The 13,531-nt window shown below is 60.9% G+C and carries 14 protein-coding genes; 1 reads left to right on the top strand and 13 read right to left on the bottom strand.

Annotation, left to right across the window (positions count from 1 at the left end):
• Nucleotides 1-24: 24 nt before the first annotated feature.
• The 13 genes from ACR0KW_RS08995 to ACR0KW_RS08935 all read right to left on the bottom strand — a co-directional run bounded on the left by ACR0KW_RS08995 (nucleotide 25) and on the right by ACR0KW_RS08935 (nucleotide 12,083).
• Nucleotides 25-489: a DUF2946 family protein gene (locus tag ACR0KW_RS08995; protein ID WP_480804663.1), complete on the bottom strand. Its 465-nt coding sequence runs from the start codon at nucleotides 487-489 to the stop codon at nucleotides 25-27.
• Nucleotides 490-631: 142 nt separating this feature from the next.
• Nucleotides 632-895: a hypothetical protein gene (locus ACR0KW_RS08990; RefSeq protein ID WP_170327975.1), complete on the bottom strand. Its 264-nt coding sequence runs from the start codon at nucleotides 893-895 to the stop codon at nucleotides 632-634.
• The gene (locus tag ACR0KW_RS08985) at nucleotides 852-2,405 is read right to left on the bottom strand and encodes a cytochrome D1 domain-containing protein (protein WP_480804662.1); all 1,554 of its coding nucleotides are present in this window, start codon (nucleotides 2,403-2,405) and stop codon (nucleotides 852-854) included. Before ACR0KW_RS08985 ends, ACR0KW_RS08990 begins: the two co-directional genes overlap by 44 nt.
• Nucleotides 2,380-3,594 carry a heme d1 biosynthesis radical SAM protein NirJ gene (nirJ, locus tag ACR0KW_RS08980; RefSeq protein ID WP_480804661.1) on the bottom strand — a complete coding sequence of 405 codons (1,215 nt, stop codon included), beginning with the start codon at nucleotides 3,592-3,594 and terminating at the stop codon, nucleotides 2,380-2,382. Before nirJ ends, ACR0KW_RS08985 begins: the two co-directional genes overlap by 26 nt.
• Nucleotides 3,595-3,597: 3 nt before the next feature.
• Nucleotides 3,598-4,080, bottom strand: coding sequence for a siroheme decarboxylase subunit beta (ahbB, locus tag ACR0KW_RS08975; protein ID WP_480804660.1), 483 nt, complete (start codon nucleotides 4,078-4,080; stop codon nucleotides 3,598-3,600).
• Complete coding sequence (locus tag ACR0KW_RS08970; protein WP_480804659.1) at nucleotides 4,077-4,526, bottom strand: Lrp/AsnC family transcriptional regulator; 450 nt, start codon at nucleotides 4,524-4,526, stop codon at nucleotides 4,077-4,079. Before ACR0KW_RS08970 ends, ahbB (ACR0KW_RS08975) begins: the two co-directional genes overlap by 4 nt.
• On the bottom strand, nucleotides 4,523-5,512 hold the full coding sequence (gene ahbB / locus ACR0KW_RS08965) for a siroheme decarboxylase subunit beta (RefSeq protein WP_480804658.1): 990 nt from the start codon (nucleotides 5,510-5,512) through the stop codon (nucleotides 4,523-4,525). The genes ACR0KW_RS08970 and ahbB (ACR0KW_RS08965) overlap by 4 nt, the downstream gene beginning before the upstream one ends.
• Nucleotides 5,513-5,515: 3 nt before the next feature.
• A complete protein-coding gene (locus ACR0KW_RS08960) occupies nucleotides 5,516-6,661 on the bottom strand; it encodes a cytochrome D1 domain-containing protein (RefSeq protein ID WP_170403340.1) in 1,146 nt (381 codons plus the stop codon).
• Nucleotides 6,658-7,083 (bottom strand): c-type cytochrome, encoded by a 426-nt coding sequence (locus ACR0KW_RS08955; protein WP_480804657.1) that lies wholly within the window; start codon nucleotides 7,081-7,083, stop codon nucleotides 6,658-6,660. Before ACR0KW_RS08955 ends, ACR0KW_RS08960 begins: the two co-directional genes overlap by 4 nt.
• Nucleotides 7,076-7,837 (bottom strand): uroporphyrinogen-III C-methyltransferase, encoded by a 762-nt coding sequence (cobA, locus tag ACR0KW_RS08950; protein ID WP_480804656.1) that lies wholly within the window; start codon nucleotides 7,835-7,837, stop codon nucleotides 7,076-7,078. The genes ACR0KW_RS08955 and cobA overlap by 8 nt, the downstream gene beginning before the upstream one ends.
• Before the next feature lie 202 nt (nucleotides 7,838-8,039).
• Nucleotides 8,040-8,441, bottom strand: a complete 402-nt coding sequence (locus ACR0KW_RS08945) for a cupredoxin domain-containing protein (protein WP_480804655.1) — start codon at nucleotides 8,439-8,441, stop codon at nucleotides 8,040-8,042.
• A 53-nt stretch (nucleotides 8,442-8,494) separates the two neighbouring features.
• Nucleotides 8,495-10,282, bottom strand: a complete 1,788-nt coding sequence (locus tag ACR0KW_RS08940) for a NapC/NirT family cytochrome c (protein ID WP_480804654.1) — start codon at nucleotides 10,280-10,282, stop codon at nucleotides 8,495-8,497.
• A gap of 124 nt (nucleotides 10,283-10,406) precedes the next feature.
• Nucleotides 10,407-12,083: a cytochrome D1 domain-containing protein gene (locus ACR0KW_RS08935; RefSeq protein WP_480594328.1), complete on the bottom strand. Its 1,677-nt coding sequence runs from the start codon at nucleotides 12,081-12,083 to the stop codon at nucleotides 10,407-10,409.
• Nucleotides 12,084-12,316: 233 nt separating this feature from the next.
• On the opposite strand from ACR0KW_RS08935, the gene ACR0KW_RS08930 reads away from it, so the two are divergent.
• A complete protein-coding gene (locus ACR0KW_RS08930; protein WP_480804653.1) occupies nucleotides 12,317-13,498 on the top strand; it encodes an NnrS family protein in 1,182 nt (393 codons plus the stop codon).
• Nucleotides 13,499-13,531: the final 33 nt, after the last annotated feature.

Raw genomic sequence — 13,531 nt, 5'->3', positions numbered from 1 at the left:
CCAGCAGGAACTGGATTGCGCGACTTACGACCACGGCGCACCTCCGATTACTTGGGTGGACGCCATGGACGCGCGCAGGGCGCGTTCAGATTCTTCTTGGGTCGCGCGCGGTGGTCCCCGGGTTTCGGGCCACAGTCGTTTTACGCTGTAGATATTGACCAGATCGCGGTTTTCGCATTGTGCGGCGTGAATAAGACCTTCCCGTTGCAACACGGGCAGGTCCGGCACCGGGGCCGCTGAGGTGACCGCGCACAAGGCGCAATCGGCGCATTTCGGACAGGGCGCGGTTGGGTCCGTTGTGTCCTCTTCAAGGTCTACCTGAACCCAGACCGCCCCTGCCTCCGAGCAGATCTCCACCCACATGCTTTCCCCGGGACTCGCCAGCGCCGGGCCAAGCAGCTGCAACAGCAGAAGGAAGATGCCCGCTAGTGCACAAGCTGCGCGGGACGCGCAAACAGCTGACATGTGCAGAGGGTTGAGGGCGGGCATGGAGAATCCAACTCGGCAATCTTTCCTGAGTCCTAGTGCCGTCGCTCGATTCGATACTTGACTTATGTCATTTGTTTTCAATCTGCCCAAAAATTAATCTTGGGCGATTTTCGGTTAAATCACAAAGCACTAAAGCCTTGGTTCAACCGTCAGCTTCATCCATCAGGCCGCGTACCCAGCGCCCGGCAAGCCAGGATGCAGGCACGCCCAGAGGGATCGACCACAAGATTGCTGTGACCGGCTCGATTATGCCGTAGCCGGCGCTGTTGGCGATCAGGCCAGCCAGAAACAAGTTGATGGCCACGGTCAGCGCCGTCGCCGGATAAAGCAGAATGGCCAGTTTCCAGACCGGCCATTTGCCTTCAGTGGCTGGTTCCTTCCGAGAAGGTGATTTTGTTCCAGACATTGTATTTTCCAGATGGTTTGCGCATCGGCAGGCGGCGGACCTCTTCCAGCGTCTGCGCATTATAGACGATTACCGCGCCGTCATCTTCCCAGATCGAAACCAGCGCGTGGCTGCCGTCTTTGGTGAACTCCACATGCGCAACTGTCTTACCCGGAGCCGGGCGCAATGTCTTAACGATCTCAAGACTTTGCTTGTCGATCACATGCATCGCATCCTTGTTCGGTCCAAAGAACACATCGGCCCAAACGTAGGGCGAATTTTCATGGCTGCGCATGAAGAATCCCGGTCCTTCGGTCTTGATCCGCTTGACCGTTTCCCAGGTTTCCATATCGATCACCGACACGGTGCCATCAGTCAGGTGCGGCGTGGCCATTACGGTTGTATCACCGCGCTGCCACGTGATGCCCGAGCCCAGATGCGGCATGCCCGGCAGGTCCAGATCAGCAACTTTGTGGCCGATGACCAGATCGATCACCTGACCGCCCTTGCCATCGCGCGAGGCGCCCATGACGTATTCATAGCTCTGGTCGAAGAAGAAATCGTCCAGATAGTCGGGCGTGGTGATCTTGCGCACCGGGAAAGGGTCGGGGTTCTTGAATTGACCCTCGATGCGGAAGTCGTGACCAAGGCCGGATTGGGGTGGGTTGGCGCCGTAAAAGACCTCCCAGATCTCGGGCACGTCTTTTAGCGCCAGAACGAAGCTTTCGCGCGGTGGGGCCTGATACACGGCCGAGACACGGCTGGGGACGCCCTTCTTGCTCTTGACCTCGACGACCTTGGCAACCGAGAGGTCCTCGGTCGACAGCAGGGTCAGGCTGTTGGGCAGGTAGTTCGCCACGGCAACCCATTTTCCGTCGCCAGACATGGCAATGTTGCGGCTGTTCAGGCCCGCGCGCACGCGGCCCACCTGTTTTAGCGCCCAGACGTCGTACTTCTGGACCCAACCATCGCGGGACATAATGAACACATAGCGGCCATCGGGGCTGAACTTGGGTCCGCCATGCACCGCAAAGGGGGTCTCGAACCGGTCCAGAACCTCGAACGTGTCGCCGTCCAAAACGCTAACATGGTGATCGCCGGTCTCAACCGCCAGCGTGATATTCATCGGGTCGCTGTCCCAGATAGGGGCGTCCACCAGGACATAGTCTTCGTCCAAAGTGCGGCTGGCCATGATATCGGCCTCGCCCCATTCGGGCTCGGTTTCCAGTGGGGATTTCAGCCAACCGGCCAGTTCCTCGATCTGCACCGCGTCGAGTTCGTGGGAAAAGGCGGGCATCTGCGTGGCCGTGCGCCCTTCGGCGATCACGGCGGCCACGCGCGGGCCGCGCATCCGTTTCAGCGTTTCGGGGATCAGCGCAGGGCCAACGCCGCCCAGACGGTTTTCGCCGTGGCAGGAGGCGCAGTGTTCGGCATAGTTGGCTGGAGCGTCGGCCCATGCGGTGCCCGCCAGCAGCAGCGAACAAAACGTGCCGATTTTCAGAGTGTCAAAAGAACTGATGCGCCGGGTCATGGCTTTTTCCTCGGAACGGCGTCACCTGCAGGCGCTCGCCCGCATCTTCGACGCCGATTTCTTGATTTGTCAGATAACAGGCCGGATCTTCGGCCCAGGGGTCGCCGGTCAGCTGCAAAGCCCGAATCCGGGTATTGCCGCCGCAGACGTCCTTGAGCTGACAAGCCCCGCAGCGCCCCTTGAGCGGGCGCGGGCGGGTGCGCAGCATGGCGAGCATCGGATCATCGCTGGTCCAAAGCTCGGAAAACGGTTTGGTCTTCACATTGCCGACCGTGTAGTCGGACCAATAGGTGTCGGGATGAACGCGACCAAGATTGTCGATATTGGCCACACCCAAACCGCTGGAGTTGCCACCCCACGCGGCAAGATGTTCGCGCACATGGACGGCCTTGTCGGCATCAAAGCGCGCGCGCACCCAGTTCAGGAAATACCCGGCATCGGCGTCATTGTTGCCGGTCACGATGTCCAGCGGGCGCCCGCCCGAGGCGGCCTCCCACGCGCGGTCCAGCAACAGGTCGAGCCCGTTGCGGGTGCGCATATGCTCGGCATCCTCGCCCCGGTTCTTGTCGCCGCGCCCGGCGTAAACAAGGTGAGACAGGTAGAACTTGTCGACACCCTCGTCATCGCACAGCTGCAGCAGGTCGGGCAGGTGGTGTTGTGTGCCCTCGGTCAGGCAGAACCGCAGGCCCACCTTGATGCCGCGCTTCTTGCATTCGCGCACACCGCGCAGGGCGTCGGCAAATGCGCCCTCGACGCCGCGGAACCAGTCATTCGTGGCGCCGATCCCGTCCAGCGAGATGCCGACATAGTTGAATCCGACATCGGCGATCATGTCGGCGGTTTCGTCGTGAATCCGCGTACCGTTGGTCGACAGCGCCAGCATGGGCACCAGATCACGGGCGCGTTTGGCGATATCGAAGAAATCGAACCGGTCCAGCGGTTCCCCACCCGAGAGGATCAGGGCCGGGACGCGAAACTGGCCCAGATCCTCAAGGGTTACCATGGCTTGCTCGTGGTTGAGCTCGCCCGGGAACGCAACATCCGCCGAAACGGTGTAGCAATGGCGGCATTTCAGGTTGCAGCGTCGCGTCAGGTTCCAGATCACCACCGGTTTCACCGGACCGGGGCGGCGTTTGCGCACCGGGGTGGGGGTGACGAGTTGATGCATGTATTCAGTCAGGCGGAACATGTCTCAGCCTTTCGTTTTCAGGCGCAGCCCGGTTTTTTTCAGGATGCGCGTGGAATAGAGGATATCTTTCGCCCGGCAGGCATCACCAAGAATGGTAGTGATCTGGGCGCGCTTTTCTTCGACCTCGTCGCGGTCTGTGCCGTGGACCATGGCAAACAGGTTATAGGGCCAGTCGGGCAGGGCGCGGGGGCGTTCATAGCAGTGGGTCACAAAAGGTAGTGCGCCGATCCGGGTGCCCAGTTCGGTTACGCGGTCGTCTGCGACATCCCAGACGGTCATGCCGTTCGAGGTCATGCCCAGTTTGTAGTGATTGGGTGCAGCAGCAATACGGCGGATTACGCCGCGCGATTTCAGGTCGGCCAAGCGAAGCAGCAACTCGTCTTCGTCCATGCCCATATCTACGGCCACCTGCGTGTAGGGCGCAGGCACAAGGGGCAGGCCGCCTTGCAGCGCCTCGATAATCTCTCTGTCTTTCGCGTCGATCATGCCGCCACCCGGAAGCCGATGAAAAATTCCTGCAGTTTGGGAAAACAAAGAACCTCGATCCCCGTTTCCCGTTCGATGGCATCGGCCGTGGCCTCGATCCCCTCGGGGGTTTCGGTTGCCAGAACGAACCACATGTTCAGCCGATGCGTGCGTTCATAATTATGGGCAACCTCCGGATGCGCATTGACTTTGGTCAGGACGGTTTCGAAATTCTCGGGCGGAACGGCCATAGCACACAGGCAGAACGCGCCACCCATAGCGGCCGCGTCGAAAAACGGGCCAAAGCGGGTGATTACCCGCTCGTCTTTCATGCGTGTGAGGCGGCTCAGTAGCTCGCTTTCCGATATGCCCAGTTCGGTGGCAATCGTCGCATAGGGATGCGTGGTCAGCGGCAGATCGTCCTGCATCCGGTTGAGGATTGCGCGGTCGGTTTCATCCAGCGTCATGCGGCGGCCTCTCTGGCTTGGATAAGTGCGCCGGTCTGTTTGAAGCAGCGGGTCGAGAACAGCACCTTGTGACGGGCGCCAGCCAGTTCCGGCAGGGCGGTGGCACCCGAAAGGGTCTCCAACGCTTCATTGCGTGACCGGGCGTGGATCATGGAATAGAGGCGATAGGGCCAAACGTCTTCGACCGGGTTCCGCTCATAACACAGGGTTACGCCGGGATGCGCGGCAAGGGCCGGGCCGGCAGTGCCTACCTGATCGGCGGGCATTTCCCAAACCACCATAGCATTGGCCGACCAGCCAAGTGCCCGGTGCCGAACGATGACGCCCAGGCGCGAGATGATGCCCGCATCGTGCAGTGCCTTGATCCGCGCCATCACGTCAGACGTCGATCGAACCAGCGACTGCGCCAGTTCAGCATAAGGCTCGGTGACCAGCGGCAGGCCCGAGCTGAGCGCTTGCAGCAATGGGCGGTCCCCTTCCCGCATGGCCGAGCGGTCCACCTTGCGGGGTCCGGGCACGTTGCGTGTATTACCCGACATGCGGAACCCGAGATCGACGTTGAATGGACGGACCAGCCGCAGATCCAGCACTCGCAGCCCGGTACGGTGACTGATCCGCGCCAGCGTGTCGTTCACATGAGCGCGGTCCGGACCGGTGGCGACGAACCACAGATTCCAGTCATCCTCGCGCTGGTAATTGTGATTCACGCCGGGTTCCGCGTCGATCATCGCGGCGACCTCTTCCAGCCGCTCGTCGGGTGCGGCGACGGCGGCCAGAGTGCTGGCCGAAACCGCGCCGGGGGCAATCGTCGCGCCAACGCGCGTGATCCGGCCGGTTGCGCGCATCCGGTTCAGGCGGTCGATGACCTCGGTCTCATCCAGGCCCAGCGCAGTGCCCAGAACCTGAAACGGGCGGTCGGTGATGGGGAAATCGCGCTGGAACTCATCCAGCAGGCGACGGTCGATCGGGTCGGTAATATGATCCATCGGTCACAGCCCTGTTCTGTGCGCACGCGCGGTAAAGAAAATGCCCGAGGGGCTGTCCGCATCGATTTCGCGCAGTTTTTCAAAGGTCTGGGTGTCATAGACCATGACTTTGTTAGCATCGCGCACGCTGAGCCAGACCTCATGCCCGCGCGGGGTGAACTCCATGTGCAACACAGCGGGGCCGGGCTTGAACTCGTGGATGATCTCTTTGCTGACGCTGTCGATCACCTGAATCGTGTCATTCAGCGGATGGGCGAAATTCACCCAAACCTGACGCCCGTCTGGCCGCGCCATGGCAAAGACCGGCTGGCCATGCGTCTTGGTGCGCCCGGTTTCGGTCAGGGTGTCAGAGTCGATCCACAGAACCTCGTGATGGCCAACGGCGGGCAGGACAAATTCGCGCCCGGTCAGCGCCCAGCCTTCCAGATGGGGCATCTTGTAAACCGGCATTTCTTCCTGTCCGCGCCCGTAATCGGGCAGTACACGGATCGGTTCAGGGTTGTCGGCCCACAGGTCCAGCGCGGTCAGACCATCCTCACCGAACAGGCCGGTGATATAGGTGCGACCATTGGCGGTGATCAGCGCGTCATAGGGGTTTTTACCCATGTCGGTGATTTTAGTGATCTCGGGGTCGCCCTTGGCAAAATCGGCGATCCAGGTCTCGCCCGTGTCCCACATGGTGAACACGAAGCGACGGCCCGGCGCATCGACCAGACCGATGGTTTTGCTGTCGGTGGGGATGTCAGCCACCATTTCGAGCGTGTCCGCATCAAAGACACGTACGCCGCCGGGTTCATAGTTCGACACGGCGACCAGTTTGCCATCGTCCGAGATCGCACCGCCGATGGCGTTGCCTGCCTGCACGACGCGGTTCACGATCTGGCGGGTGACGATATCGACTTTGGTCAGGCCGCCATCGCGCCCGAACACATAGGCAAAGCGTTCATCCGGCGAATAGACCAGCGAGGCGTGGGACAGATCGCCCAGCCCCTCAATCCGCGCCAGCGCGGCCCGGTCGGATTGGTCCACCAGCAGGACCGAGCCTTTGGCGCGTTCGATCACCAGGCCCAGGTCTCCGGTTGCGGTCGGTTCGGCGTGTGCCGTTGTCATCATCAGTGCGGCTGCAAGGCCGAGGACGAGATGTTTCATTGTGCCTCCTGTTCCAGCAGGTAACGGGCGATCCATTCGGCCTCTTCTTCGCTGATCAGAGGCCGCCAAGGGGGCATCGCGGTGTCGGGAATGCCGTCAAGGATGACCCCGGTCAGGACGTCGGGATCATAGTGTTCCAGCGACTCAGATCGCAGGTCAGGGCCAAGGCCACCTTTCAGCGACAGCCCGTGACACGAGCCGCAATCCTGATGGACAAGTCGTTTCAGAGCGTTGGGATCAAGCGCGTCGGTGGCAAAGGCGGACGTGGCCAGAACGACGGCGGTTGTCAGCACGGCGTGCGCCGCCCAGCCCGGTCGCTGGGCCGACTTGCGAGGCCGCGCCCGACCCACCCCCCGGGAAGGCGTCTGGCACCCCGCCGGGGCCGGGCGCTGCCTCAGGCCCTTATGACCAAGCTTAGCCATGAGCCTGTTCCAGCAGATCCGCCAGCGGCCGTTCCGCATAAAGCGATACCACCTTGCCGATGATGAATAGTGTTGGCGCTTTCAGGTCGGCTTTACGGACATCGGCTGCCAACCGATCAAGGCGCGATACCATGCGGCTTTCATCCGGTGTGGTGGCTTTGCCCACGGCCAGAACGGGGGTCGATCCGGGCAGGTTCTCGGTCATCAAGCCCACGGCGATCTGGCCGATATTGGCCACACCCATATAGACCACCAGAGTCGAATCGGGATCGGCCAACCGTTTCCAGTCCAGGTCCAGCACCTTGTCGGCCTGCCGGTGGCCGGTGACGTATTGCACCGAGGTCGCCAGCCCGCGATGGGTCAGTGGCACGCCGGTCGAACAGGACGCCCCTTGTGCTGCCGTGATGCCCGGCGCGTATTCAACGGCGACACCGTGGGCCATCAGGTAGGCGGCCTCTTCCGAACCGCGGCCAAAGATCATCGGATCGCCGCCTTTCAACCGTGCTACGGTGTGACCGGCCAGCGCCTCTTCCTTCAGGATTTCGTTGATACGGTCCTGCGGTACGGTGTGGCATTTGGGGGCTTTGCCCACCGGGATCAGCCGCGCACCGTCGGCGTGCAGGGCGAGGATTCCGTCCGAAACCAGCCGGTCATAGACGACCACGTCGGCCTCTTGCAGCATACGCAGGGCGCGCAGGGTCATCAGCTCGGGGTCGCCGGGGCCGGCGCCAATCAGAAAAACCTTACCGCTCATGTGCTAACTCGCTTGTTCTGAATGTCTTCGGAACCCGGACCTTCCGGCAGCTTCCACGCGCGAATAGGGGACGTTGCTGGGGGGACCGGGCGTGTCATGAGGGCAAGTTGGCGCAATCCTAAACCAACCTCCTTGACATAAGTTAAGGAGCGCGGGATTTGCGCCCGCGCTCCTTTGATCTTGCCTGTATTATTGCCTCGGCTCAGGGTTCGACAGTGATCATGCCGATCATGTTCTGCGTTTCCCAATGCGGTCCGCACAGGTATTCCTGAGGGCCGGGTGTGAGGAAGGTCATGTCGACCGATTCTTCGGGGAACAACCGGTCGCTTTCGGGTTCGCTGCCGTCTTTCAGAAGGACCGAATGGCTGGTGCGTTTGTCCACGTTCACCCAGCGCACGGTGGTGCCTGCCTTTACCGTCAACTCGCCGGGGCAGAAATTATATTTGTACATCAGCACCACCTCGGCGTCCTCGACGGCGGAAGAAGGCTGGCCGAACTGTTCGACATAACGCTCTTCGGCCTCGGCGCAGATACCGACGGTTTCATCGGCCCAGGCGGGCGCAGCCATAAGCAGCAGCGCGGGAAGAAGGCGGTGGGGTTTCATCGTCCATGTCTCCTTTCCAAAGGGGAAGGGGCCGGATCACCCGGCCCCCTCGTTTATTGCTTTACCACGTTGATGTTAGCTGAGTCGTCATCCAACGCAAGGCTGGTGTTCAACGTCACATGGTGGAACCGCGCGGCGGCAAAGTCGTCGTGGATGGCAAAGCCGACCGTGTAGGTCTTGCCAGCCTCCAGTGGCACATCACCGGGCGCGCCAGAGTTCAGCGGGCGGCTGAAGACCACCGTCCACATGCCCCCGGACAGCTCGGCCGAGGCGGCGATTTCGCCGTCATTGACCACGCGCTGTTCCAGCAGATAGCCGTTGGTGGCGCTGCCGTCCGCATAGACACGCATCAGGTCAAGATAGGTACCGTCGGCCAGATACTGCTCGATCTGCTCGGCGGTATGCAGTTTATCCCAACCACCCATCGGCTTGCCGCGGCGGCCTTTGGTATCAACTTCGGTGCGGCTTTCGCTGATGTATTTGGTCACCGTGTCCTGAGCGGCCAGACGACCCGAGACGTCACCATTGGCGGCAATCGCCTCCGCGCCCGGATCAAAGGGCATATACGAGTTGTCGGCGTGGCACGAAGCCCAGCAACCCACCTGTTCGCCCATCTCGATACCGGTACCGGTGATCATCATGGCAACCTTGATCTGGTTGTCGGGGTCCATCTTGCCACCGTCCACGAACGGTGCCGGGTTGTGGCCTGCATCCGGCCATTGCATGCGGATATACAGGTTCTCGTCGTCATGTGCGGCCTGAACGGTAGCGTCGATCACACCACGTTTTCCTGGGATCGGCGTCGGCTCCAGATCACCACCGGCGACAATCTTGTTGCCGATCGTGTCCAGTTCCTTGGCGTGACAGGTCGAGCACTGATCGCCGCCTTTTGTCAACGGACGGGCCCCACCGTGGAACTTGCCGTTCTGCACCCATTCAAACGAAGCCTGACCGGGGTAGAACAGTTTCAGATCCGCGCTGGCCACGGCGTTCCAGTCGACGTTGCCTGGGACATCGCCGCCACCACCGCCGGCAGGCGCTGCGGTCTCTTCTCCGTTTGCCTTGGCACGCTCTTCGGCAACGGCTGCGTCAACAGCGGCTGCGATCTGGGCCTGAACGGCCTCTTGCTGCGCTTTCTTGGCGGCTTGTTCGGCCTCGGCTTCAGCAGCTTCCTGCGCCTCGATCTTGGCCAGGCTGGCCAGATATTCCGGCGGGATCGGACGGATGAAGGCCGGATTCGGCGCTTCTAGCTCTTCCAGATACTCTTCGTCGGCCCGGTCGCGCGCATCCGAGTGCGCAATACCTTTGTGGCAGTCGATACAGGTCTGGCCGATTTCCATCGCGTTCAGGTGCTGCTGACGTGCACGGGGTCTCTGGAATTCCGGCATCATCGATTCGAAGTCGTGACAGTTGCGGCACTCGCGCGAATCGGTTTTCTTCATTCGCTCCCATTCGTTCATGGCCAGGTGTACGCGTTTGGCCTCGAACTTTTCGCGGGTGTTGATGGTGCCGACCATCTTGCCATACAGCTCTTTGGACGCCTTGATCTTGCGGATGATCTTGTGGGTCCAGTCCTTGGGCACGTGGCAGTCGGAACAGACCGCGCCCACACCGGAACGGTTCACGTCGTGGATCGTGCCAGTGTATTCCTCGTAAACGAAATCGCGCATCTCGTGGCACGAGATACAGAAATCCTTGGTGTTGGTGGCTTCCATGGCGGTGTTGAATCCGCCCCAGAAGACGATGCCGGCGACAAAGGCTGCGGCAATGCCGGCCACGGGCATTCCCCATAGGAAATACCGGCGCCAGATCGGTTTTTTCTTTTCCGGTTCGGAAGTCATATCCGGGCTCCGTTTTGGCTGTCTTGTCTGGCCTTGGGTGGCAGGCCGGTGAGTTTGGCTGAAAGGTCAAACGAGGAAAGGGCGGGCGAGGGGCCCGCCCTTTCCGATGGTTCCTGCGATCCCGTCAGGTGACGTGGTTCGAGCGGTTGTAGACGTTGAACTTGCCGGTCGGGGCATACAGCCCTTCAATGCGACCGATCTCTTCCAGCGTTTTGGCGTCGAAGATCACGATCTGACCGTTGGGCTCTTTCGAGTCCGACAGGTTCCACTTGGAGACCCAGACCTCGGTACCATCCGCGTTGAACTCGAAGTGAACGGCAGCGCTGCCTTCGTCTTCGGTGATCTGGATGGTTTTCACGATCTCGCCGGTCTCTTTCGAGATGACCTGCACCGATTGCTGAATTTCAGGCTCGGGGTGCTTGGTCTGGTCCGCCCAGATGTAGTCCGAGTTCGGGTGGGTCCGAACAAACAGGCCGGGGCCGTCTGTTTCCACTTCGTAGCAGACCTTCCAGGCATCATCCGGACGATTCTCAGGATCGTTGCCCCAAACAGTCACGGTACCGACACCAAGGTGGGTTGTGCCAGCGACCGGACCGCAATTCGGGTCGACCCAGTTGGCGCCCGGACCGGGGTGCGGCAACGCGGCCGTGTCGATCATCGCTTCCAGCTTGTGGGTTTGGGTATCGACAACAACCATCTTGTTCGACGCGTTTGCGGCGATTTGGAAGTACCGGCCAGTCGGGTCAAAGAACCCGTCGTGCAGGAACTTGGCCGAGTCGATCTTGTCGATCCGCAGGTTGTCCAGGTCAGTATAATCAACCTGCCACAGTTGGCCCAATTCCTTGATCGCGACGATCCAGGTCGGCTCGTTCGGCGTTGTGTAGATTGCGGCCACGCGAGCCTCTTCCACATAGTCGCCGTCCACGTTCACGCCGCGGGTCGAAACAACCTTGACCGGTTCCATTGTCTGGGCGTCAACGATTGCGAAGTGCGGCGGCCAGTAACCACCACCGATGACGTATTTGCCGTCGCCGGAAACGGCCACGTCACGCGCGTCATAAGCAATTTTGACTTCCGAAACCAACATATTCTCAGGCTTTTGCCAGAGGTCGATCTTGGTCATCTTGCCGTCGCGGCCCATGGTGTACCAGAAGCGGCCTGGGTGTTCCGGCTCGGTAATGCTGTGGTGTTCCGATGCTTTCAGAACGTGCACGGCGTAACCAGTCGGGATGTGTGTCAGCACTTCTTTGGTGTCACCGTCGATAACGGCCACTTTACCCACATCACGTTCGATGACGACGAAGAAGTTTTCCCAGTTGCGGCCGTGAAGCGGCTCGGTCGGGTAGTCGGCTTCTTCGACATAGACCTTGCGGGTCTCTTTCATCTGCTCCAGCGACATCTCAGGCGGCTTGGGAGCCTCCATCTGGATGTAGGTCGCCATATCCTTGATTTCCTGCTCGGTCATGATGTCCGAGAAGTTGTTCATACCGCCTTCGGTACCCCATGCGATGATTTTCTCGAGACGTTCCTGCCCGAGTGCAAGGGTTCCGCCTTCGGTCACGGTGCCGTCGGCTGCGGTTTTCTTCCAATGTGGTTCAAGACTCTTGCCTGTGGCGCCTTTGCGCAGAACGCCGTGACAGCCTGCGCATTGTTCGAAATAAAGCTGTTTGGATGATTCAAACGCTTCCTCGCTGAGGGTTGGCTCTTCGGCGAAGGCTGGTGCAGCGACGCTGCCCAGCAGCATCGCCAAACCGGCCCCAAAGGCGCGGCCAGTTTTGTTGTAGCTGATTCCAAGTGACATGATCACTCTCCATTTGCGTGGTGAGGCATCTCTTAGGGTGAGACATTGCGCGGGGCCACTCCTTGACGAAAGTCAACACGGGGGGCGCAATTCGAGAGCCAGCCGGAAAAAAACGCCAAAAAAACCTCGGGAAAATCTGAGTCTTAGGGGCATGTTTTCGGTGTTTTGATTTTGGTTAAGTCGCCGGTTCGGTCGCGCTGCTACGAGTTGCAAAACCGTCAAGGAGAGCAGCCATGCCCGCAATCGTCACCCGTGTTCTTGGTGAGGGGTTCCGTGTATTCTTTCTGTCCGCGGGCCTCTACGGCCTGTTTGTGGGGCTGGTCTGGGGACTGTGGCTGGCGGTGCCTTACATGGCGCCTAATTATGGCGTGACGCCTCAGATGTGGCACGCGCACGAGATGATCTTTGGCTATGCCACCGCTGCGCTGGGCGGGTTTTTTCTCACGGCTGTGCCCAATTGGACCGGAGCCCCCGAAGCCCGAGCACGCTTTATCACTCTGGCAGCCGGGCTGTGGCTGGCGGGGCGGATGGCCATGTGGTTTTCCGGGATGCTGCCGCCGGTGTTCGTTGCGGTGGTCGATCTGGCCTTTGTGCCTGTTCTGGCAGCCAAAATCCTGACCCAGCTGATTCGTCGTCCGAAGCCGCAGAACATGATTTTCCTGCTGTTGCTCAGTCTGATCTGGGTCGCAGACATGCTGACTCATCTAGAATGGATGGGGCTCACGGCCGACACGCTGCAAACCGGGTTGCGTGCAGGATTGCTGAGCTTGTGCGCGATGATCGCCATCCTGGGTGGGCGAATCACGCCGGCCTTTACCCGCAATGCCATGAAACGCGAGGGCGTCCCCGAGGCGGACTGGCCGGTGTCGGTCGCTGCCCTGGATAAGGCGGGCATGATTCTGGCCCTGATTCTGCCGCTGACCGCCCTGGTGTTTGGTGCCGGGCCGGTGGCCGGAGTGGGGGCGCTTGCACTGGGCGCGGTGCAGGTTCTGCGCATGTCCCGCTGGCGCGCGCGTTGGGCGGCACGGCAGCCGATTCTGCTGGCCCTTCATCTGGGGCTTGGGATGTTGGCGCTGGGTTTGATTCTCTGGGGTCTGTCGGTGCTGGGCCTGGGCAATGAGGTCGCCGCTCTGCACGTTCTGGGTATCGGATGCGTGGGCGGCATGACCCTGGCGGTTATGAGCCGCGCTGCGCTGGGCCACAGCGGCCGAGCGCTGATCGCTCCGGCCCCAATGGTTGTTGCCTATGGGCTGATGGCAGTGGCTGCCCTGTCGCGTTGGGTCGGGGCCGAGCTGAACGCTGGCTACATGGTGGCGATGCTGTTGTCTGACGGACTGTGGGTCTGTGCCTTTGCGCTGTACCTGATCGCCATGTGGCCCGCCCTGACAGGCCCGCGCACGGGCCGGGCGGGATGAATTTTAATTACTTCGGCCAGTCTTGACTTTCGT

Source organism: Ruegeria sp. CG11 (assembly GCF_056537245.1).
This window is presented reverse-complemented; position numbering and strand designations above follow the sequence as displayed.